The organism is Pseudomonas sp. RT4P38, assembly GCF_054897765.1.
In genome coordinates this window covers 4,597,285-4,618,187 of sequence record NZ_CM142703.1, presented here as the reverse complement: position 1 = coordinate 4,618,187, position 20,903 = coordinate 4,597,285, and the positions used below count along the sequence as shown (strand labels likewise).

Here is a 20,903-nt window from a genome sequence, read left to right as displayed (position 1 = left end):
ATGTCGTCAAAATACAAGTGTTAGTGGTGGATCATAAAGAAGAATACGTCGGCTATATCCAGTCCGAGATAAAAAAACCGTTTGGGGTGCATCTCCCTGCCAGCACATTAATCTCTGTCCCTGGATTGGCCAGCAGCCGTTCAAGTCTGCCTGGAAAAGGTGACTCAATTCATCGCACCCGGCACCGGCCGCTCTTGCTCCAGCCAGTCGAGGAACTCGCAAAAGCCGCTTGAGCGCTTCACCCGCTTTGGATAGACCAGCGTGTAGCGTCCGCCGGTAATGATGCTGCCAGAATGCACTCGCACCAGTTGCTGAGCGAGCAACTCATCGCGTGTGAGAACGGCGTCGACGAGCGCTATGCCCTGACCACATTTCACGGCGACGATGGCGGATTCCAGCGTATCAAACGTCAGATGTGCGTTATCGGGGCCGGTTGAACCTGGGTAGTATTCTTCCCATCGGCGCCAGTCCAGGCGATCCATGCTTGAGTCCACAAGCCGAGCGGTCTTGAGTACTTCTTCCGGGGTTGTCCCGGCGAGCAATACCGGCGAGCACACCGGAATCAGTTGCTCTTCCCACAGTTCCAGCGCTTCGAAGTCGGGCCATGTGGCTGTGCCGTACGCGATCATGGCGTCGATCGACTCAAACGCAAAGTCTGGAAAACGGTGATACACCGTGTCGACACTGACCGTCACCTCCGGATGCAGGCGATAGAAGCCCGTAAGCCGAGGAATCAGCCACCGCGCCGCCATGGTCGGATGCGCGCGCAGGCTGACACTTCTTCCCACGGTTGCGAGCATGTGCGATGCATCCGACAGCAGGCCGATGACCTGTTCAGCAACTGGCACCAGTGATTTGCCTTCGTCAGTGAGCACGATCTTGCGCGTGTGGCGCTCGAACAGGCGGGTTTCCAGACGCGCTTCCAGTTGCGCGACCTGCCGACTGACCGCGCTCTGGCTCAGGTTGAGCTGCTCACCGGCCTTGCCGAAGTTTCCCATCTTCGCAACCGTCAGAAATGCCTGCAAAAGCTCGATGGATGGCAGTTGACGACTCATGTTTCTATGCGCTCCTCACATGGGATTTATGCAGATACATCACTGTTCTTTCAGCGGGTCGGGGCACATTCTTAGCCGAAATAAAGACGCTGCGCTACGCGTCATTCTCAACCTGACGGTTTTCCTCATGAACATTCCAGAAGCGGCATTGGCCAGCGTGTTGGCGTCCCGGGACAACCCTCTGCCTCGTGAAGTCGACGTGGCGATCATAGGTGGCGGTCTGATGGGTTGTGCGTGCGCGTATTACCTTGGCAAAGCGGGCGCGAAGGTTCTTCTCCTCGATAAAAGCGTGATCGCCGGTCAGCAATCGTCTCGCGCGTGGGGTTTTGTTCGCCAGCAATCGCGTGATGAAGCCGAAGTGCCGCTGATGCAAGCCAGCATCGAGATCTGGCGCTCGCTTGAGCACGAACTCCAGACCGACCTTGGATGGCGCAACGACGGCTGTCTTTTCGTCGCGGGCAATGAGGCCGAACGTGACGGATACGAATCGTGGCTGAGCGTCGCGCGCAGCTTTTCGGTGGATACCGTGATGCTTTCGCCGCGCGAGGTGGTTAAAAAACTGCCGGGTTACGCCGTTCCGCAAATGGGTGGCTTGTTCACCGCCAGCGACGGTCAAGCGGAGCCCACACTCGTGGCTCGCGCCTTCGCGATGCGTGCCCGCGAGCTTGGCGCGCACATCGTAGAGAACTGTGGTGCCAAGGGCATCGACGTCGCCGCCGGCCAGGTCGTGGGCGTTGAAACCGAGCGGGGCTACGTGAAGGCGAAAACGGTGGTGTGCGCCGCTGGCGTCACGACGTTCCGCCTGCTGAAGATGCTCGGCATTTCACTGCCGCAGCAGCTGGTGCGGGGAACGGTGGCGCGGACCACGTCCGGGCCGACGCTGAGCGGCATTTCCACGATCGCAAACGGCGTGGGATTCCGGCAAAGGCTGGATGGCAGCTTCAACATCGCCGACGACGCCCATGTCGACGTCGACATGACGCTCGGCCATCTGCGCGCACTGCATTGGTATGCACCTTCGCTTTGGGCGCATCGCAAATCGTTTCGCTTCAATCTGAACGGTGCGTGCCTGACGGATCTGCACCAGCGCATGCCGTGGTCGGAATCGTCGCGGCTGGGCGCGGGGATTCACCAGCGCAATCCCCTTATCCCACCGAATAACAGGGGTCTGGGAACGGCCATGGCCGCGCTCAAGGACGCGTTCCCCGGGCAGGTGGATACACAGATCGTCGACTGCTGGGCTGGCACCATCGATGTCTTGCCGGATGGCATTCCCGTCATCGACGCACACACGTCGCCGCGCGGCCTGGCAGTAGCCACCGGATTCTGCGGCCACGGCTTTGCCATGGGCCCGATCGTGGGCAAGACCCTGGCGGACTGGATTGACTCTGGCGATCCGGGACTGGATATGCACCAGCTCCGTCTGTCGCGATTCGCCGAGGGCGACGTCAAGCCGCCTTCTTCGCTGTTCTAGTCGATACCCACATGTCAACGCTCATGCGCCAGCGCTCACGCGCATACCTCACGGGGAAACACGGTGACCACACAAGACATCTACTACGATCCCGCCTCAGTGGCAGGCAAAACCCCGCCGATCAGTGACGAAACCGATGTTCTCATCGTGGGTGCGGGCCCGGCCGGGCTCGCTGCTGCATTGACCGCCGCCGGGCATGGCCTGCGCGTCACCCTGGTTGACGAAAACCCGGTCCCCATTGAAACCATGGGCGAAGAGGTGCCGCTGCATTTCGGAGGAAGGATGGGCGCTGCGGTTTCCAACCGCAACAGCGTGCTGCAGACCCTTCTTGATGCCCGCCCGGAAATTTCCGAGGCGCTTGAAGCCGGTGTCGACGTGCGACTCGGCACGGCGGTATGGGGCTTGTTTCCACAACGACCCACCGCGGCGTGGATCGACGGCGCCGTTGCTGGCCTCGCCGATGACCAAAACGCCTGGCTGCTGCGCTTCAAGCAGGTGATCGTCGCCGCCGGAAGGCGCGACATGGGCCTCGCGTTTGACGGTTGGGATCGCCCTGGCGTCATGGGCGTCAGCGCCGCTCATCGCCTTGCGATTGTTTACGAGGCGCTGGAATGCAAACACGCCGTGCTGGTTGGCAGTGATACGCAAGCACTGGTGTCGGCCCACGCGCTGATCGGCAAGGGCGTGCATATTGCAGCGATCATTGAACAGGCCGGTCAGGTGATCGGCGATCCAGCGCTGCTCGACCTGCTTGTCGAGCAAGGCGCTCAGGTTTTGACGGGGCATGTCATTCGCGAGACGACCGGGGATGCATTCGGCGTCAAACGCATTACCGCTGTCGCTGTAGACACGGCGGGCAGCCACGTTCACGGATCTTCGAAGGAGATCGAATGCGACACCGTGCTGCTTGGCGTGGCAGCGATTCCCGCGATCGAACTGGTCGAGGCAACAGGCTGTAGCACTTCATTCCAGGCCGAACGCGGTGGCCACGTCCCCGACACGGATTCTTTGCTGCGCACGTCGTTGCCATTCGTTTTGGTGGCCGGCGACTGCGCCGGCGTCTGGGCGTCGAAAAGCCTCGATGACAACATTTCCCGGCGCGAAGGCCGGATCGCCGCGCACACCGCGCTTGTCGCGCTGGGCGTCGACATCGCTCAGAGCGACAACGTTCAGAACGGCAAGGCGCCGATACCCGACGAACCTGTCTGCGATGTTGCCGCCAGTCGCACGGCTTGGGTGCGCGCGTCCACCGTTCATGCACAGAACGAACCTTTCGTTTGTCTGTGCGAAGAGGTGACGGCCAGCGAAATTCTGGCGCTCCAGCCGCCGCGTTATCTCGACTGGACACCCGCCGATGAAGCGTTGGAGAACGCGATGACGGCGCAGCAAATCGGCTCGCCCAACCCGGATGTGACAAAGCGTCTCACTCGGGCTTGCATGGGCCCGTGCCAGGGACGTCGTTGCCGCGAACAGGTGGCGACCTTGCTCGGCATCGGCGCGGGCGTGAGTGTCGACGACATTGCGCTGGCCTCGTTTCGTCCGCCTGTGCGCCCGTTGTCACTGCAACAGGCTGGTCAGATCGAGGAAACGGCGCAGATGCGCAGCCGCTGGGATGCATGGTTTGACATGCCGTCGCAGTGGACGCCGTTCTGGCTGTGCACCGGGCAGCAGACCGTCGCCAAGCGCCCGCAAGACACCGCCCGTCCAACCAACCCACCGCATAATGAGGGCTGACACCATGCAGGGACTCAAGAAATCGTCCACCCGTGCGTCCGTTGTCATCGTCGGTGGCGGCGTGACCGGATTGAGCGCCGCCTGGTGGCTGGCGCGCGATGGCATCGATGTGCTTGTTCTCGAAGCAGGTTTGATTGGCTGGGGCGCCTCAGGCCGTAACGGAGGCGGATGCTCGCATCACCACAGTCCGCTCTTTCTTGAAGAACAGCGGCTCTGGCCGATGATGGACGAACTGCTCGGTTATCCGACCGAGTATCGCCCGGATCGCATCAGTATCGATCTCGATGAACACCAGATTTCGCTCGATAAAAAAGTCGTGAATGAAGCCGCTTACTACGGATTGCGCGTCGACGAGCTGGACCCCCAGCAGGTTCGGGAACTCGTGCCCTTTGCCGGCGATAACGTGCTGGCTGGCTACTACTACCATTTCGGCGGCCACGCCAACCCGCACCGCACCCTGCAGGCCTATGCGTGGGCACTGCAGAACCTCGGCGGGCGCGTTCTCGAGCACGCCCCCGTCGTCGAAATCGTCCGGGACGGCGACCGGGTGACTGGCGTGCGCACCGCACAAGACCTGATCACCTGCGACCACCTGGTGATTGCCGCAGGCCCGCATACCGGTGAATTGGCGGCTAAAATCGGCGTAGATATTCCGCTGGTCACCGCGCGCGCCGAAATGATCGTGACCGAACCGCTGCCGTTGATCGAGGTCGGCGGTGTGGATGGCAATGGTTTGTATGGACGGCAAACCCTGCGCGGCAACCTGGCGTATGGTGGCGGCCCGCACGAATGGGTCGATCTCGCCGATCTGCGCGACACTCGTGCACAGTCGACACCCCTGCAATGCAACATCGCCAAGCGGCTCGCCGGGCTGTTCCCCAAGATCGCTCACAAACGCGTGATTCGCAGTTGGGCAGGGTTCATCGAAAACACGCCGGACGGTCGCCCCGTCATCGATCGCCCCGCCGGGGTGGATAACGTCACCGTCGCGACCATGTCCGGTGTCGGTTTCGGACTCTCGCCGGCGAGTGGTCATGCCATTCGCGATCTCGTCGTCGATGGGGCATGCAGTTTCGCCGACCTGTCCGTTTGCTCGCTCTCACGTTTTGCGTCCCTCGAGTCTGACTGGCAAGCCATCCAGGGATGGTTGCCGTTACCAGTATCCGGAGCGTAGAAAGGTTTATTTAATCCGCACGCAATCGGACCGAACTGTTTCCACCTTTCCTCCCTAATAAAAAGGATCGACCATGAAACGAATGCTCCGCAATCTCACTTTGCTGGCCTCTCTCGGTCTGACGTTGTGTTCCTTTTCGGCCCCCGCCAGTGCAGCGCAGGATAAGCTGCGTTTTGGTGTTGCCGCGGAGCCTTATCCGCCGTTTCTGGTCAAGACACCCACCGGGCAATTCACCGGCTTCGAGCCCGACCTCATCCGTGCGCTCTGCGAGCAGATGAAAGCCGAGTGCGAAATCAAGGAGGTGGCATGGGACGGCATTATTCCGGCGCTGATCGCCAACAAGTTCGACGTGCTCTTCAACTCGATGGGGATCAGCCCGGAACGTCAGAAGGTCATTGCTTTCTCGCGTCCTTATTATGAGACGTCGGGAATCTTCGTCGCCGCGAAAGACGTCAATCCGACGCTCACACCTGAAGGTCTGAAAGGTAAAGCAATCGGCGTGCAGGGCTCGACGACTAACGCCGAGTTCATCCGGACCGCTTACGGCAAAACCTCGGAAATCCGCATTTACAATACGCAGGACGACTGCAATGCCGATTTGGTGGCTGGCCGTATCGACGTCATGTTCCTCGACAAACTTGGCGACATAGCATTTCTGGAGTCCAAGGACGGGGCGACGTTCGAAGAAAAAGGGACGGGCAGCGTCAAGATGGACCCGTTGCAATATGGTCTTGGAGTAGGGGCGGGTATGCGCAAGAGTGACGCCGCACTCAAGGCGCGAATCGACCAGGCGCTCACGCAATTGCATGAATCGGGCAAGTACACGCAAATATCGCAAAAGTACTTCCCGATCGATCTGTGGCCACAATGAAGTCTGGATAAAGGCGTTAGGGGCTTGAGCTAATTTGCACAATCCCTGGGGGGGAGCGAGCCTGCTCACTCCCACAGGTTTGGTGTTAGCCGTCAAAGTCCCGGAGTATAAACAGCCTTAAAGCTCCCACGCGACTTTCAATCCTTCGTATATCGCTTCTTCAGCGGTGCGCGGTGCCAGGCAATCGCCGATGCGCCGAAACTCCACCAGCCCTTGCAACTCGGCGCCCAACGTGTCCACCGGCTGATGCCCCTGGCACAACACCAGCGTATCAATGTTTTCCAGCAGCATCGGCTCGCCACTGGCGCAGTGTTGCAGGTAGACGGTGTTGTCGTCGCAGCCGTACAAGCGCGCATAAGGGGTGATGGGAATACCGAGTTTGTGCAATTCGCCGGCCAGTTGATCGCGCACGTACAGCGGCAGGTTTTCCCCGCAATGGGTGCCATTGACCGCCAGTTGCACCTGATGCCCGGCGCGGGTCAGGCGCTCGGCTATGCCGGGGCCGATCCAGTCGCAACGCCAGTCCACTACCACCACGGAGCGGCCGATTTGCACCTCGTCGCGCAGCACCTGCCAGGCATCCACCACCTGCAGTTCGCCGCCGCGTTCGAAGTGCGGCCAGTACGGCTCAGCACCGGTGGCGACAATCACCATGTCCGGTTTTTCCTGTTCCACCAACGCGCGGTCGACCCGGGTGTTGCGCACCACGCGCACCCCGGCCAACTCCATTTCCCGTTGCAGGTTGGTGCTGGCACCGCCGAACTCGCTGCGCCGTGGCAGCAATTGCGCGAGCAATACCTGACCGCCGAGTTGCGAACTGGCTTCGTACAGCGTTACGTCATGGCCGCGTTGCGCCGCCACAGCAGCCGCTTTCATCCCGGCGGGACCACCGCCGGCAATCATGATGCGTTTGCGGTTTGTCGCCGGTTGCCGCTGGCCAAAGATCAGCTCACGACCGGTTTCCGGGTGCTGGATGCAGGAAATCGGCAAGCCCTTGTGGAAGTGCCCGATGCACGCCTGATTGCACGCAATGCACGCGCGCACGTCTTCGACGTTGCCGGTGTTGGTCTTGTTGGGCATTTGCGGATCGCAGATCAACGCCCGGGTCATGCCACACACATCGGCTTGGCCACGGGCGATGATCAGCTCGGCTTCCTGGGGCTGGTTGATGCGACCGGTGACGAACAATGGAATGTTCAGGCTGGCCTTGAACGTCCCGGCCTCCTTGGCCAGGTAAGCCGCTTCAATCGCCATCGGCGGCACGATGTGCACCGCGCCACCCAGCGACGCCGAGGTGCCGGCGACGATGTGCACGTAATCCAGTTGCGCTTGCAGCGACTGCACGGCGGCAAGTGATTCGTCTTCGGTCAGGCCTTCAGGGTCACGTTCGTCTGCCGAGATGCGCAGGCCGATGATGAACTGCTCATCGGTCGCGGCACGGATGGCGGCGATGATTTCACGCAAAAAGCGCAGGCGCTGTTCAAGTTCACCGTTGTAGCCATCGGTACGGCGATTGGCCCGCGGGTTGATGAATTGCGCCGGCAGATAGCCATGGCTGGCAACCACCTCGACGCCATCGATCCCGGCCTGATGCAGACGCCGGGCGGCAGCGGCATAGCCGGCGACAATCTCGTCGATCATCGTCTGATCCAGCGCTCGTGGCATCACCCTGAAACGCTCATTGGGTACCGCCGAGGCGGAGTAGGCCACGGCCAGCAAACCATCGCTGGACTCCATGATTTCCCGCCCCGGATGGAACACTTGCGACAGCACCAGGGTGCCGTGGGCATGGCAGGTTTGCGCCAGTTTGCGATAGCCCTCGATGCAGGCGTCGTCGGTGGCCATCAGTACATGAGAGGTGTACCGCGCGCTGTCATGCACGCCTGCCACTTGCAACACGATCAGCCCGGCACCGCCTTCGGCACGCGCACGGTGATAGGCGATCAACTGCTCGTTGACCAGATTATCAGTGGGCATCGAGGTGTCGTGACCGCTGGACATAATGCGGTTTTTCAGGCGCTTGCCTCGTATCTGCAAGGGTTCGAACAGGTGGGCAAAGGCAGGTGTCGAGTTCGACATGGTGCAGATACTCCAGGCAGGCTGACGCCGAAAGGTCGGGTCGTTATTATTATTGCCCTATAGAAATTTACCCTTAGTAAAAAATCAACTTGTTTTTTTACTGTGACGTGCACTAGTTGCGGTTTGCCCATGGTGAACATCTGGAAAACGCTGACTGGAGACTGACCACACTCTTGCTGTACAGTCGTTCAGCTCGCAAGTACAACGCGGGCCCCATGATTGAATCCAGGAGCGTGTCGTCATGAATCAGGAAGCCCGTTTTTCTCGCATGGAACCGGAGTTGCGCAAGGCCAATCTGATCGAGGCGACGTTGGTGTGTCTCAAGCGCCATGGCTTCCAGGGCGCTTCAATCCGCAAAATTTCCGCTGAGGCAGGTGTGTCGGTCGGCTTGATCAGCCATCACTATTCCGGCAAGGACGAACTGGTGGCCGAGGCCTACATGGCGATCACCGGGCGCGTCATGACCCTGCTGCGCGAGGCCATGGAACAGGCGGCTCCCAATGCCCGCGAACGGTTGTCGGCGTTCTTCCGTGGTTCGTTTTCCGCCGAATTGCTCGACCCGCAGCTGATCGATGCCTGGCTGGCATTCTGGGGCGCAGTGAAAACTGCCGAGGCGATCAACCAGGCTCACGATCAGTCCTATGGCGAGTACCGCGGCATCTTGCGCAAAGTGCTGATGGACCTGGCGCTGGAAGAGGGCTGGGAGAATTTCGACGCCGATCTCGCCGCGATCGGCCTCAGTGCCTTACTCGATGGCCTGTGGCTGGAGTCCGGACTCAACGCCGGCACCTTTACCCCGGAGCAGGGTGTCCAGATCTGCGAGGCTTGGGTCGACGGTTTGCAGGCCGGCGGACGGCAGCGGTTTTGTGTGCAGACGAGCAGCTGTTGATCACGTGTTCAACAGTGGATACTCTCTGGCGCAGATGCAACAAAACACTCTAATAAGAAATACGCGCCTTCGGGCCTGTGCAGGACACCAAGCAATGACTCCTCGGGTACTGATCGTCGATGACGATCCGCTGATTCGCGAACTCTTGCAGGCCTATCTTTCCCAGGAAGGCTACGAGGTGCATTGCGCCGCCACGGCGGAACTGGCCGAAACCTTCCTCGCCGGTCAGACCGTGGACCTGGTCATGCTCGATATCCGTTTGCCCGGCAAGGATGGCTTGACCCTGACCCGGGAGCTGCGGGTGCGTTCGGAAGTGGGGATCATCCTGATCACCGGGCGCAATGACGAAATCGACCGCATCGTCGGCCTCGAATGCGGCGCCGATGACTACGTGATCAAACCCCTCAATCCACGGGAACTGGTGTCCCGGGCGAAAAACCTGATTCGCCGGGTTCGGCATGCGCAATCACCGCAGCCCGTGGCGGCGGTGTCCAAACCGGTCAAACAGTTCGCCGATTGGGCGCTGGATACCGATCGCCGGCGCCTGATCGATCCGACCGGCAGTGAAACCCTGCTGACCCACGGCGAATACCAGTTGCTCAGCGTGTTCCTGCGCAACAGTGGTCACACCCTGAGCCGCGACCAGTTGATGGACCAGATTCGCAACCGCGAATGGGTGCCTAACGACCGCTCCATCGATGTGCTGGTTGGCCGCTTGCGCCGCAAGTTGCACGACGATCCCGCCGAACCGCAGTTGATCATCACCATCCACGGCGCCGGTTACCTGTTCACTGCCAGCCTGGCGGCGTGACGGTTGTGAGGCGACTGCTTTGGCTGATGCTGGCGCTGGTGGCCGGCAGTACCCTGGCGGCCGAGAAGGTCCGTTATTGCGATTACCCGGTATACCCGCCGATTTCCTGGAGTGACGGCAAACAAGTTCGGGGTCTGGCGCCGGGCGTGGTGAAAAAGCTGTTCAGTCAATTGGGCTACGAGGTCGAGATCGTGGTGCTGGGCAACTGGAAGCGCTGCCTGCTGGATGCCGCTGAAGGCAGGGTCGACGTGGTGCTGGCCTACAGCAACGCGCAACGGGAACAGAGCATGCTGTTTTCCACGGTGCCGGTGCTGCGCGAAGAAGTGGCCTTGTTCATCAATCGCCAGCACCCGGTGAAATTCGAACGGCTGCAAGATCTGGCCAAATACCGTGGCGGCTTGCTGTTCGGTGAAAGCTATGGCGTGGAGTTCGATAGCATGGTCGCGCAAAACAACAACATCGAATGGGTCTCCGACAACCGCCAGAACTTCGGCAAGCTGATTCGCGGGCGCATCGATTTCATTACCCAAGAGCGTCGCACCGGTCAGTTGTACGTCGCCAACCTGCCCGGCGCGCAAGACATCGTTGCCTTGCCCGATGTATTGAGCGTGGACTACCTGCGGGTGGCCGTTTCGCGTCTTTCGCCGCTGGCCAGGCATATGCCGCAAATCAATGCGCAGCTGCAGCGCATGGTCGATGCCGGTGATATCGAGCGTCTGCTCAATGAAAGCGAAGTCACCTACCGCGACATGATTAACCTGCCGGCCAACACACAATGATCCGCGCCCGCCCCGGTGGACTATTGCGGCGTCTGCTGCTGTTCATTCTGTTGTTCAGCCTGTGCTTCACCGTGCTGGCTAGCAGCGTGCAGCTGTATATCGAATACCGCCGGGAAATGCGCGAGATCGACTCGCGCATGGCGTTGATCCGCGCCGGTTATCTGGCGAGCCTGGAGCGCAGTCTGTGGGATCTGAACCAGGAGCAGTTGAACGTGCAATTGCGCGGTCTGGTGGGTTTTTCCGACGTGGCGCGGGTGCACCTGACCAGTCCGGACTACGACTTGCTACAAGGTAACCCCAACCCGGTGGGGCCGTTGCGCATCGAGCGTTTTGCCCTGCGCTATCTACCGCCATCCGGCCCGTTGCGCCAGCTCGGCGAACTGCAAGTCAGCACTGATCTGGGCGCGGTGTATGAGCGCCTGTATGCCACCGGGTTGACCAGTTTGTTGTGGATGGGCGTATTTCTCTGCGGTTTGGCGGTGGCGCTGTCCGGCTTGTTCTATCGATTGGTCACCCGCCACCTGCGCGTCATGGCCGAATTTGCCCGGCGCATCGCCGCCGGTCAATGGCACGAGCCGTTACGCCTGGACAAGCGGCGCAACGCTCAAGAAGATGAAATCGACACCGTGGCCAACGCCCTGGATGACATGCGCCGGGCGATCCTCATTGATATCGACCGCCGGGAAACCGACCGCCTGGCCTTGCAGGACAATCGCGATGAATTGCTGCGCAGGGTCGAGCGGCGCACCGCCAGCTTGATGCGCGCCAAGGACGAAGCCGAAGCGGCCAACCAGGCCAAGTCTCGGTTTCTGGCGACCATGAGTCACGAGCTGCGCACGCCGCTGAACGGCATTCTCGGCATGGCTGAGTTGCTGCGCGGCGCCAGCCTGAATCAGCAGGACAGCAAACGCCTGGATGCCTTGCACAAGGCCGGTGAGGGTTTGCTGACCATCCTTAATGAAGTGTTGTATTTCGCCAAGTTGGAGGAGGGCGCGAGCCTGCCAGAGCCGGTGGATTTCTCGATTCGCCAATTGCTCGACGAAGTGCTGACCCTGGTGGAACCCAAGGCGCTGAACAACGACACGATTCTCACTTGCCGGGTCGATCAGCGGGTGGCCGAACAACACCACGGCGCGGAACAATTTTTGCGACAGGTCTTGAGCAACCTGTTGGCCAATGCGATCAAGTTCACCGAAGGCGGCGAGGTCGGCGTGGAAGTGGCGTTGCTCGCTCAGGCTGAAGGGCAGAGGGGGCAGCACTTGCGGGTGAGTGTCACCGATGACGGCATCGGCATTGCCCCGGCGATGCAGGCGAAGATTTTCGAGCGCTTCACCCAGGCCAGCGAGGAAGTGGCGCAGCGCTTTGGCGGCACCGGGTTGGGGTTGGCGATCTGTAAACACCTGGTGGAGCACATGGGCGGTTGCATCGGTGTCAGCAGCGAAGTCGGGCGCGGTAGTTGTTTCTGGTTCGAACTGGCCCTGCAGCCGGCCAACGATGTCATCAATGTAGCGCCGCTTCTCGAGGTGGGCCCCGCACTGGACATTCTGGTGGTCGAGGATGTGGCGCTCAACCGTGAAGTGGTCGAGGGGCTGCTGCTACGGGACGGGCATCAGGTGTGGCTGGCCATCGATGCTGAACAGGCGTTGGTGCAGTGCGCGACGCGGACTTTCGATCTGATTCTGCTGGATGTGCATCTGCCGGGGATGAGCGGCGTCGAGTTTTGCTCACACATTCGTAGCACCGACGGGCCGAATTGCCAGACCCGCATTTTCGCCCTGACCGCCAGCGTACAACCGGCGTTGGTACGCGGTTACCTGGACGCCGGCATGGACGGCATTCTGGCCAAACCGCTGAAGCTGGACAGCCTGCGCCAGGTGCTGGCGGGGCAGACGATTGTCAAAAAACCCTTGGTGGCTGGCGGGACGATGGACTGGCGGTTGCTGCAAACCCATCGCACCTTGCTCGGTGAGCAAAAGGTGCAGGGCCTGCTGGCGTTGCTGCACGACTCGATCCTTCAGCACCGAGAAGCGCTGGACGAAGCAATCGAGGCCGACGATTGCACAGAGGTTGCGCAACTGGCGCATCGCCTTGCCGGCAGCAGCGATTCATTGGGTTTTCGTGGATTGGCCGAGGTATTGCGAAGGCTGGAAACAGCGGCGCTGGGCAACGACGAACCGGCGATCCGTGAGCTGGCGCCGACCGTTCAAGCGCAAATACAACGGGCGCAGCAAACCCTGGAAGATCTGTTGCAGCACAGATGAACAAGCCGCTCTTACAATATCGTTACGATTTTCTACAACTTAGATCGCGGCGTACAACGCGACCTTACATGGCGTTCCAATAATCGACGCAGCCGCTGCAGCGCGGCCTTCGAAGCTTATTGGAGATAATAATAATGAATTGCCGTAAAGCTGATCCTTCCCCGCGCCATGATCTCCTGTCATGCGCCGCACACCTCACTGACTGCTGAGGTGCCGACATGAACGAAAGCACTGATCGCAAAGGCATCCAACTGACCCGAGCCCTGAAAAGCCGGCACATTTTCATGCTGTCTCTGGGCGGCGTGATTGGCACCGGGCTGTTCATGGGCTCCGGGGTGATCATCAACCAGGGCGGTCCGGTGGGGGCGATTCTGGCGTACCTCGTCGCCGGTTTCCTGATGTACCTGGTGATGGTCTGCCTGGGCGAACTGTCGGTGCACATGCCCGTATCCGGTTCGTTCCAGACCCATGCCACCCAATACATCGGCCCGGCCACCGGGTTCATGATCGGCTGGGTGTACTGGATGAGCTGGGCCACCACGGTCGGCCTGGAATTCACCGCAGCCGGGATGCTGATGACCCGCTGGTTCCCGCAGGTGCCGATCTGGTATTGGTCGGCGCTGTTCGTGGTGGTGCTGTTCGGCCTCAACGCCCTGGCGACCCGCGCCTTCGGTGAGGCGGAATACTGGTTTTCCGGGATCAAGGTCGCGGCGATTCTCGGGTTCATCGTGGTCGGCGTGCTGGTGATCTTCGGTGCGATCCCGCTGAGCAGTGGCGCACCCGCGCCGATGATGAGCAACCTGATCGGCGACTCGTTGTTCCCTCACGGCCTGTCGGCGGTGTTCGCGGTGATGATGACCGTGGTCTACGCCTTCCAGGGCTGCGAGATCATGGGCGTGGCCGCTGGCGAAACCGACCAGCCGGAAAAAAGCATCCCGCGCGCCGTGCGCAACGTGGTGTTCCGGGTGCTGATTTTCTATGTGCTGGCGATTATCGTGCTGTCGGCCATCGTGCCGTGGCAGCAGGCGGGGCTGATGGAAAGTCCATTCGTGCAGGTGTTTGACATGGTCGGCATCCCGTACGCCGCTGACTTGATGAACTTTGTGATCCTTACGGCGATTTTGTCGGTGGGCAACTCCGGCCTTTACGCGTCCACCCGCATCCTCTGGGCCATGTCGAAAACCGGCATGGCGCCCAAAGGCCTGTCGGTGCTGAGCAAACGCGGCGTGCCGTTGCGTGCCCTGAGCATCACCTTGTGCTTTGCCCTGGTGTCGCTGATGACCAGTTTCGTAGCGGCGGACACGCTGTTCATGGTGCTGATGGCGGTGAGTGGCATGTCTGGCACCGTGACCTGGATTGTCATCGCCCTGGCGCAATACAAGTTCCGCAAAGCCTACCTGCGCGATGGCGGCAAACTCAGCGACCTGAAATACCGCGCCCCGTGGTTCCCGGTGCTGCCATTGATGTGCATCACGCTGTGCTGCTCGTTGTTCGTGTTCCTGGCACTGGACGAAACCCAGCGCCCGTCGCTGTATTGGGGCTTTGGTTTTATTGCGCTGTGTTATGGCGCTTACTTCCTGTTCCATCGCAAGCGCGAGGCGGTGTTGGCGCCGAGTTTGCCTAGCGCTTGATTCCCTGATTCAGCGCATACCTTGTGGGAGCGAGCCTGCTCGCGAAAGCGGTGTGTCAGTCAACAGTGATGTTGAACGGACTACCTATATCGCGAGCAAGCTCGCTCCCACAGTGTTCTGCGGCGGGCAGTAGATCTCCAACATGTCTTGTGGGCAGTTGTTCGAAGTTGTAACAGCGCCAACGATCCAGAATCCAATATCTATAAAAAAATAATATAAAACAGCTGCTTACAGAATTTATAGCCCTGTTACAGCTTATTCCATCACCAATTGCCGCCTTGCTGAACACTCGTTTAGTATGGCCTCAAGTCGCATCACCTCACGCCAACACAATAATTCGAGGACTCGCATGACTACTCACGATTCTCTGCTCAGTCAGGTCGAAGCAGGCGTTGCCTGGATCACCCTCAATCGCACTGCTCAGCGCAATGCGCTGGACATCCCGACGCTGAAAAGCCTGCACGCCTTGCTCGACACTTACAACGCCGATCCTGCGGTCCGCGTGGTGGTGCTGACCGGCAACGGACGCAGTTTCTGTGCGGGGGCCGACCTCGATGAATGGGCCGCCGCCGAAGCCCGTGGTGCGCTGGAAAGCTACGGCTGGACCGAAACCGCCCATGCCTTGATGACCCGCCTGTACAGCCTGGAAAAACCGACAATCGCCGCCATCAACGGCACGGCCGTCGGCGCGGGGATGGACCTGACCCTGTGCTGCGACCTGCGCATCGCCGGGCAATCGGCGCGTTTCAAGGCCGGCTACACCAGCATGGCCTACTCGCCGGACGCCGGCGCCAGTTGGCACCTGCCGCGGCTGATCGGCGCCGAGCAGGCCAAGCGCCTGCTGTTCCTCGACGAATTGTGGGGCGCTGACCGTGCCCTCGACGCCGGCCTGGTCAGCGATGTCTGCGCCGACGATCAACTGCAGACCGCCGCCAGCGAACTCGCCGCACGCCTGGCCGCAGGGCCGACCTTTGCCTTCGCCCAGACCAAAAAACTCATGCGCGAAGGTGCCGACCGTAGCTTGCCCGAGCAACTGCAAGCAGAACTGGCCGCCGGCCTGTTGTGCGGTCGCAGCGAAGACGGCAACGAAGCCCTGCGCGCGGCCATGGAAAAACGCCCGGCACGCTTTATCGGTCGTTGAGCCTCGGTACACCTCTATCAGCACATGAACAACAGGTAGGACCATGAATTTCCAACTTACCCAAGAACAAGAAATGTTGGTGGACGCAGTACGCAGTTTCGTCGCCAAGGAACTGCTGCCCTATGAAGATGAAGTCGATCGCGCCGACGAAGTCTCCCCAGAGCTGGCGGCGCAGATTTGCGGCAAGGCGATCGCCGCCGGTTTCTACGCCTTCAACATGCCGGAAGAGGTCGGCGGTGGTGGTCTGGATTACCTGTCCCAGGCGCTGATCGAGCGTGAGCTTTCCAAGGTGTCCTGGGCGCTGCACGTCTTCGTTGCGCGGCCATCGAAAATCCTCATGGCCTGCACCGGCGATCAGATCGACGACTACCTGTTGCCGTGCATCCAGGGCGAGAAGATCGACTGCTTCGCGTTGACCGAACCGGGCGCCGGTTCCGATGCCAATGCGATCCAGACCCGTGCCGTGCGTGACGGTGACGACTTTGTTCTGAACGGCAGCAAACACTTCATCAGCCACGCCGGCCACGCTGACTTCGCCATTGTCTTCGCTGTCACCGACACCTACGAACACAACGGCCGCAAGCGTAACGCCGTGACCTCGTTCCTGGTCGACCGCGACACCCCAGGCATGACCATTCGCCGTGGCCCCAAGTGCGTGAGCAACCGTGGTTATCACACCTTCGAAATGTTCTTCGACGACTGCCGTGTCCCGGCCTCAAAAGTGTTGGGCGAAGTCGGCAAAGGCTGGGAAGTGGCCAACGCCTGGCTGACTGCCGGCCGGGTGATGGTCGCCGCCAACTGCGTCGGTCAGGCGCAACGAGCGCTGGACGTGTCGCTGCAATGGGCGGCGGATCGCAAGCAATTCGGCCAGCCGATCGGCACCTATCAAGGGGTGTCGTTCAAACTGGCGGATATGGCCACGCAGATCCGCGCAGCGGAACTGCTGACCCTGCATACCGCCTGGAAAATGGACCAGGGCACCATGACCGATGGCGACGCGGGCATGGCCAAGCTGTTTGCCAGCGAAGTGCTGGGGCGCGCGGCCGATGAGGCGGTGCAGATTTTTGGCGGCATGGGCCTGATGGACGAAGGTCCGGTGGAACGTATCTGGCGTAATGCGCGGATCGAACGGATCTGGGAAGGCACCTCGGAAATCCAGCGCCACATCATTTCCCGCGAGCTGCTGCGGCCACTGCTGCGCTGATCACCCCGGAGAATTCCCATGTCGCCAACGATTCGTGACAACCTCAAACGCATGCTCGCCCCGCGCCACGTGGCGTTTGTCGGTGGCCGCAGCATGGCCCGCGCGCTCAAGCGCTGTGCCGACGGCGGTTACCCAGGGCAAATGTGGCTGGTCAATCCGCAGCACGACAGCCTCGAAGGCGTACCCTGCGTGCGCAGCATTGCGGACTTGCCGTGCGGCCCGGACGCGGTGTTCATCGCGACCAACCGTGAACTGACCCTGACCTGCGTCGCCGAACTCGCCGCCGTCGGTACGGGTGGCGCAATCTGCTACGCCTCGGGTTTTGCCGAGACCGGCGCCGAAGGCCAGGCCCTGCAACAGCAACTGCTCGAAGCCGCTGGCGACATGGCGTTGCTCGGCCCCAACTGCTACGGCCTGCTCGACTACCTGCACAGCTCCGCGCTGTGGCCGGTGGCCCATGGCGGTAAAGCGGTGGAGAAGGGCGTGGCCGTGCTGACTCAGAGCGGCAACTTCGCCTACAACCTGTCCATGAGCGACCGCTCGCTGCCGGTGGCCTACATGGCCTCGGTCGGCAATCAGGCGCAACTGGGCGTGGCCGAATTGATGGACGTGTTGCTCGATGAGCCACGAGTCACCGCCATCGGCCTGCATATGGAAGGCTTGAAAAACGTACCGGGTTTCGCCCGTGCCGCGCACAAGGCACTGGAGAAGGGCATTCCGATCATTGCTCTGAAAACCGGCGTGTCGCAGATCGGCGCCGAACTGGCCCTGGGTCACACCAGCTCGTTGTCCGGTTCCGATGCGCTGTACGACGCTTTGTTCGCAAGGCTCGGAGTGATTCGCGTCAGTGGTCCGGTGAGTTTTGTCGAAACCCTGAAAGCCGCGGCCTGCGGCAACCTGCCAGCGGGCAACAGCCTGATCGCGCTGGCCTGTTCCGGGGGCGACGCGGGGTTGATTGCCGATTACTCCGAACGCAATGAACTGAGCCTGCCAAAACTCGACGAAGGACAAGTCGGCGAGCTGGCCCAGGTACTGCCGAGCTACGCCAACCTAGTCAACCCGCTGGACTTCACCACGGCGATCTGGGGTGACGGCGAAGCCTTGAACCGCATGCTCGACAGCGCTCTGCGCACTGAAGCGGATGCGGCGATGCTGGTGCTCGATTACCCGGCGCAATTTACCGGCGAGCGCAAGGAATGTGACCTGCTGCTGGATCTGTACTGCGAGGCGCTGGTGCGTCACGGCAAGACCGGTTTTGTCACCTCGGCCTTCCCCGAGTTGCTGCCAGCTCATGCCCGCGAGCGTTTGCACGAGCAAGGTGTGGCGGCGTTACAGGGTGTCGAAGACGGTTTGGCGGCCTGGGGCCGTATCGCCGGTTATCAGCGCAATCGTCAGGCGTTGTTGGCATTGGGCGAATCGGCTCTGGTGCCACTCTGTCCGCAGGCGCTGGAAGGCGAAGGGCAGTTGCTCAATGAATGGGATTCCAAGCAGGCCCTGCGCGAGTTTGGCCTGCCGACGCCCAACGGTGTACTGAGCACGCCAGACAAAGCACTGAAGGACGCCGAAGCGTTGGGCTATCCATTGGTGCTCAAAGCGGTCAGCGCACAGTTGCCGCACAAGACCGAAGCCGGTGCCGTGGCACTGAACCTCAAGGACGGCGCCGCGTTAAGCGCTGCCCTGGAAAAAATGCGCGCCAGCATCGCCGCTTACGCGCCGGGCGTGCCTTTCGATCGGTTGCTGCTGGAACCGATGGCGAAGCCGCCGCTGGCGGAGCTGATTGTCGGCATCAAGCGCGAAAACGATTTCGGCCTGGCTTTGGTGATTGGCGCCGGCGGCATTCTGGTGGAGTTGCTCAAGGACAGTCGCAGCCTGTTGCTGCCGACCACCGACGGGGCGATTCGCCAGGCCTTGCTGAGCCTGCGCAGCGCCGCATTGCTGCAAGGTTTTCGTGGTCGCGAAGCGGCGGATCTGGACGCCTTGGTGGCGGCGATCGGTGCAGTAGCCGAATACGCCTGCGAGAACGCCGGACAATTGCTGGAACTTGATGTGAACCCATTGTTGGTCGGCGCCGATGGCACGACTGCGGTCGATGCGTTGATTCGCATCGCACATGCGTGAGGACCTGAACATGCAAAGCAAAACCTTGACGGGTGGCCAGGCGCTGGTGCGTCTGCTGGCCAACTACGGCGTCGACACTGTGTTCGGTATTCCCGGCGTACACACCCTGGAGCTGTATCGCGGCTTGCCCGGCAGCGGCATTCGCCACGTATTGACCCGCCATGAGCAGGGCGCCAGTTTTATGGCCGACGGCTATGCGCGGGTGAGCGGCAAACCCGGCGTGTGCTTCATCATTACCGGTCCCGGCGTGACCAACGCCGCCACCGGCATCGGCCAGGCCTACGCCGATTCGATTCCGATGCTGGTGATTTCCAGCGTCAACCACAGCGCCAGCCTCGGCAAGGGCTGGGGTTGCCTGCACGAAACCCAGGATCAGCGTGCGATGACCGCGCCAATCACCGCGTTCTCGGCGGTGGCGTTGACCGCCGAAGACTTGCCGGAACTGATCGCCCGCGCTTATGCGGTGTTCGACAGTGAGCGTCCGCGCCCGGTGCACATTTCGGTGCCGCTGGATGTGCTGTCGGCACCGATTGCCCGCGACTGGAGCAACGACGTCGTGCGTCGTCCGGGTCGCGGCACGCCAGCCGCCCCTGTGCTGGACGAGGCGGTAGCCAAGCTGCATGGCGCGAAACGGCCGATGATCATCGCGGGCGGCGGCGCATTGAATGCCGCATCGCAGTTGCAAGAACTCAGCACCCGCCTGGCCGCGCCGCTGTTCACCAGTGTCGCCGGTAAAGGCCTGCTGCCACCGGACGCACCGCTCAATGCCGGTTCGTCGCTGTGCGTGGAACCGGGCTGGAACCTGATCGCCGAGGCCGATGTGGTGCTGGCGGTCGGCACCGAAATGGCCGACACCGACTTCTGGCGCGAACGCCTGCCGCTCAATGCCCAATTGCTGCGGGTGGACATCGATCCGCGCAAGTTCAACGACTTCTATCCGAGCGCCGTGGCGTTGCACGGTGATTCGCAACAGACGCTGGCGGCGCTGCTGGAGCGCCTGTCCCCTGACGTGCGTGATGCCAGCGCGGCGATTGCCTCGGTAGCGGCGCTGCGTGAGGCAGTGAAAAACGGTCACGGTCCGTTGCAGTCGGTCCATCAGGCGATTCTGCAGCGCATTGCTGCCGAACTGCCGGCCAACGCTTTCATCAGCACCGACATGACCCAGTTGGCCTACACCGGCAACTACGCCTTCGATTCACTGGCACCACGCAGTTGGTTGCACCCGACCGGTTACGGCACCTTGGGTTACGGCTTGCCCGCCGGCATCGGCGCCAAGTTTGGCGCGCCGCAACGTCCGGGGTTGGTGCTGGTGGGTGACGGCGGTTTCCTCTACACCGCGCAGGAACTGGCGACGGCGGTCGAGGAGCTGGACAGCCCGCTGGTGGTGTTGCTGTGGAATAACGACGCCTTGGGGCAGATCCGCGACGACATGCTCGGCCTGGACATCGAACCGATCGGCGTGCTGCCGCGCAACCCGGACTTCGCCGCCCTCGGTCGCGCTTTCGGTTGCACCGTGAACCAGCCGCAAAGCCTGGCCGAGTTGCAAACTGATCTGCGCCACGGTTTCAAACGCAACGGTGTGACCCTGATCGAACTCAAGCATGCCTGTGCGAACTGATTTTCACCTTTGTTTAGCGGGGCTTTTTAAAGGGACTTCTTTTGAGGGACTTCTTTTGAGGAAA

Annotated in this window: 15 protein-coding genes; 13 read left to right on the top strand and 2 right to left on the bottom strand. The window is 61.2% G+C overall.

Features of this window, described 5'->3' with window-relative positions; genetic code table 11:
• Positions 1 to 164 precede the first annotated feature (164 nt).
• Positions 165 to 1,055 carry a LysR substrate-binding domain-containing protein gene (locus tag ACYZT7_RS21340; protein ID WP_462038121.1) on the bottom strand — a complete coding sequence of 297 codons (891 nt, stop codon included), beginning with the start codon at positions 1,053 to 1,055 and terminating at the stop codon, positions 165 to 167.
• Between the two features lie 127 nt (positions 1,056 to 1,182).
• On the opposite strand from ACYZT7_RS21340, the gene ACYZT7_RS21335 reads away from it, so the two are divergent.
• The 4 genes from ACYZT7_RS21335 to ACYZT7_RS21320 all read left to right on the top strand — a co-directional run bounded on the left by ACYZT7_RS21335 (position 1,183) and on the right by ACYZT7_RS21320 (position 6,308).
• The gene (locus ACYZT7_RS21335) at positions 1,183 to 2,529 is read left to right on the top strand and encodes an NAD(P)/FAD-dependent oxidoreductase (protein WP_462038120.1); all 1,347 of its coding nucleotides are present in this window, start codon (positions 1,183 to 1,185) and stop codon (positions 2,527 to 2,529) included.
• Between the two features lie 63 nt (positions 2,530 to 2,592).
• Positions 2,593 to 4,263 (top strand): FAD-dependent oxidoreductase, encoded by a 1,671-nt coding sequence (locus tag ACYZT7_RS21330; protein WP_462038119.1) that lies wholly within the window; start codon positions 2,593 to 2,595, stop codon positions 4,261 to 4,263.
• Between the two features lie 4 nt (positions 4,264 to 4,267).
• The gene (locus ACYZT7_RS21325) at positions 4,268 to 5,437 is read left to right on the top strand and encodes an NAD(P)/FAD-dependent oxidoreductase (RefSeq protein ID WP_462038118.1); all 1,170 of its coding nucleotides are present in this window, start codon (positions 4,268 to 4,270) and stop codon (positions 5,435 to 5,437) included.
• 73 nt (positions 5,438 to 5,510) lie between these two features.
• Entirely contained in the window at positions 5,511 to 6,308 is a 798-nt protein-coding gene (locus ACYZT7_RS21320; RefSeq protein WP_462038117.1) for a transporter substrate-binding domain-containing protein, read from the top strand.
• A 117-nt stretch (positions 6,309 to 6,425) separates the two neighbouring features.
• Here the strand turns inward: ACYZT7_RS21320 and ACYZT7_RS21315 are convergent, their stop codons facing one another.
• Positions 6,426 to 8,387, bottom strand: coding sequence for an oxidoreductase (locus ACYZT7_RS21315; protein ID WP_462038116.1), 1,962 nt, complete (start codon positions 8,385 to 8,387; stop codon positions 6,426 to 6,428).
• 241 nt (positions 8,388 to 8,628) lie between these two features.
• Between ACYZT7_RS21315 and ACYZT7_RS21310 the strand changes: the two genes are divergently transcribed.
• The 9 genes from ACYZT7_RS21310 to ACYZT7_RS21270 all read left to right on the top strand — a co-directional run bounded on the left by ACYZT7_RS21310 (position 8,629) and on the right by ACYZT7_RS21270 (position 20,839).
• Positions 8,629 to 9,276 (top strand): TetR family transcriptional regulator C-terminal domain-containing protein, encoded by a 648-nt coding sequence (locus ACYZT7_RS21310; protein ID WP_462038115.1) that lies wholly within the window; start codon positions 8,629 to 8,631, stop codon positions 9,274 to 9,276.
• A 94-nt stretch (positions 9,277 to 9,370) separates the two neighbouring features.
• The gene (locus ACYZT7_RS21305; protein WP_462038114.1) at positions 9,371 to 10,087 is read left to right on the top strand and encodes a response regulator; all 717 of its coding nucleotides are present in this window, start codon (positions 9,371 to 9,373) and stop codon (positions 10,085 to 10,087) included.
• Positions 10,088 to 10,113: 26 nt separating this feature from the next.
• Positions 10,114 to 10,866, top strand: a complete 753-nt coding sequence (locus ACYZT7_RS21300) for a substrate-binding periplasmic protein (RefSeq protein WP_462041843.1) — start codon at positions 10,114 to 10,116, stop codon at positions 10,864 to 10,866.
• Positions 10,863 to 13,127, top strand: a complete 2,265-nt coding sequence (locus ACYZT7_RS21295; RefSeq protein ID WP_462038113.1) for an ATP-binding protein — start codon at positions 10,863 to 10,865, stop codon at positions 13,125 to 13,127. The genes ACYZT7_RS21300 and ACYZT7_RS21295 overlap by 4 nt, the downstream gene beginning before the upstream one ends.
• A gap of 218 nt (positions 13,128 to 13,345) precedes the next feature.
• Entirely contained in the window at positions 13,346 to 14,758 is a 1,413-nt protein-coding gene (locus tag ACYZT7_RS21290; RefSeq protein ID WP_462038112.1) for an amino acid permease, read from the top strand.
• Positions 14,759 to 15,107: 349 nt separating this feature from the next.
• On the top strand, positions 15,108 to 15,899 hold the full coding sequence (locus ACYZT7_RS21285) for an enoyl-CoA hydratase/isomerase family protein (RefSeq protein ID WP_449646121.1): 792 nt from the start codon (positions 15,108 to 15,110) through the stop codon (positions 15,897 to 15,899).
• Positions 15,900 to 15,942: 43 nt separating this feature from the next.
• Positions 15,943 to 17,103 carry an acyl-CoA dehydrogenase family protein gene (locus ACYZT7_RS21280; RefSeq protein WP_462038111.1) on the top strand — a complete coding sequence of 387 codons (1,161 nt, stop codon included), beginning with the start codon at positions 15,943 to 15,945 and terminating at the stop codon, positions 17,101 to 17,103.
• 18 nt (positions 17,104 to 17,121) lie between these two features.
• Positions 17,122 to 19,221, top strand: a complete 2,100-nt coding sequence (locus ACYZT7_RS21275; protein ID WP_462038110.1) for an acetate--CoA ligase family protein — start codon at positions 17,122 to 17,124, stop codon at positions 19,219 to 19,221.
• Between the two features lie 10 nt (positions 19,222 to 19,231).
• Positions 19,232 to 20,839 (top strand): 5-guanidino-2-oxopentanoate decarboxylase, encoded by a 1,608-nt coding sequence (locus ACYZT7_RS21270; protein ID WP_462038109.1) that lies wholly within the window; start codon positions 19,232 to 19,234, stop codon positions 20,837 to 20,839.
• Positions 20,840 to 20,903: the final 64 nt, after the last annotated feature.